The organism is Kitasatospora sp. NPDC053057 (genome assembly GCF_044546945.1).
Lineage (GTDB): Bacteria > Actinomycetota > Actinomycetes > Streptomycetales > Streptomycetaceae > Kitasatospora.
Window position 1 is genome coordinate 1 of the sequence record NZ_JBITZP010000139.1, and the last position, 1,514, is coordinate 1,514.

The window sequence follows — 1,514 nt, forward strand, 5'->3', positions numbered from 1 at the left end:
TCATGAGTCCACACAACCCTTGATGATCACGCGGTGGCCGTTGCCGTTCTCACCCGGCTCCCGGGAAAGATCACGAAGTCGCACTGGAGTACTAGGCGTCCAGCGGCGCCTCCGCCTCGGGGGCGCGCTCGGGACCGGGAATGGTGTCGGCCACGCTGCTCACCCCTTCCGGTCGCGGGTCCACCCGGTAGCAACAACGGAGCGCGCTCGGGGCTTCCGCAGGTCAGTGCGCGAAGGGCGGCTCGAAGCAGCCGGACTCGGGGTACGGCCCGGTGGCCTTCACCTGGTAGTTGGTCCGTTGCACGAACCCGATGACGCAGGCGTCGTCGTGCACCCGGAGGCTGACCACGGCGCCCTCGGGGGTGACGTAGTGGTCGGTCTCGAAACGCGCGTCCATCTGCCGCACGACCAGCGGCCCGTTCGGTTGCTCCTGGTAGCCGAGCTTGAGCAGTGCGGTACGGACGGTCTTCGGGTCCCAGGTGCCGGCCTGCCAGAGCGCCTTGAGGACGGGCTCGATGCGGTCGGCCTCCTTCTTCGCTTCCGCCGCGCTCGCAGGGGACATCTCACCCGCGATGCGGGAGCCGTTGTTCTCGCGGTAGTGCGGCGCGCCGTCGCCGGCGCCGGGCTCCACGTAGGGCGTGGGTGTGGCGGTGCTGGTCGCCGCCGAGTGCACGGGACGCTGTTCTCCGCATGCGGTCAGGAGAAGTGCGGCGGCGCCCACGAAGACAACTGCGGTGACGCGCCTGGGTTGTTGGCGTATGAAGATCATGGAAATGACTCTGCCATGGCGGGGAGGCCGTCCTCGCTCCGGGGGCGGCCGGGTGGTTGCCGATGGGTGCGGTCCTCCGCGTCCGGGCCCGCCTCAGTGTGCGGCGGGCCCGGCAACATGACTCAAGTGGTCGGGAAGTTCCCGCTCTTGATCTTGGCGATGAACGCGGCCCATGCGGCAACATCAAAGATCAGCGCAGGACCACCCGGGTCCTTGCTGTCGCGTACGGGGACCACGCCAGTCGCGGCGAAGGAGCGGGAGAATTCAACACACTCGCCACCGCTGCCGTTGCTGTAGCTGGACTTCTCCCACTCCGCTATCGATGTGTCGAGCGCTGAGCTCATCTGTAGAACTCCTCCATGATTCTTCGCATCACCGCGATTGATTCGGTCGGATGAAGTGCTGCCGCTCGGAGCCGGTCATACGTCTCCTTGGCATCCTCCACCGTTGTTGCCGACTCGATCACCTGGCCCGTGAAGGTCGAGTCGACGTAGACGATATCGGGCCTGTGGTCGAATCGGAGCACCGTGAAACTGTCCGTTGCCGGTGGAGCGCCCGCATCGATCGGCAGGACTTGCAGCATGAGATGCGGGCAGTTCTCGGCTTCGGAGATCAAGTGGGCAAGCTGGGCCCGCATGACGTCCGGGCCTCCTACTGACCTCGGCGCTTCAAGGTGATTGGCCTGTTTGTGTAGCTGACTGACGGTCATCTGCGCGCTATGCCGTTGGTATGCGTTATGCGGATG

The 1,514-nt window shown here is 65.8% G+C and carries 3 protein-coding genes; all 3 read right to left on the bottom strand.

From position 1 onward, the window contains the following. Positions 1–223 precede the first annotated feature (223 nt). Positions 224–673, bottom strand: a complete 450-nt coding sequence (locus tag ACIG5E_RS39445) for a hypothetical protein (protein WP_396542144.1) — start codon at positions 671–673, stop codon at positions 224–226. A 218-nt stretch (positions 674–891) separates the two neighbouring features. Continuing rightward, on the bottom strand, positions 892–1,113 hold the full coding sequence (locus ACIG5E_RS39450) for a DUF397 domain-containing protein (protein WP_396542146.1): 222 nt from the start codon (positions 1,111–1,113) through the stop codon (positions 892–894). Beyond that, positions 1,110–1,514, bottom strand: a 405-nt coding sequence (locus ACIG5E_RS39455; RefSeq protein ID WP_396542148.1) for a DUF5753 domain-containing protein, incomplete at its 5' end; no start/stop codon positions are given. The genes ACIG5E_RS39455 and ACIG5E_RS39450, both read right to left, overlap by 4 nt.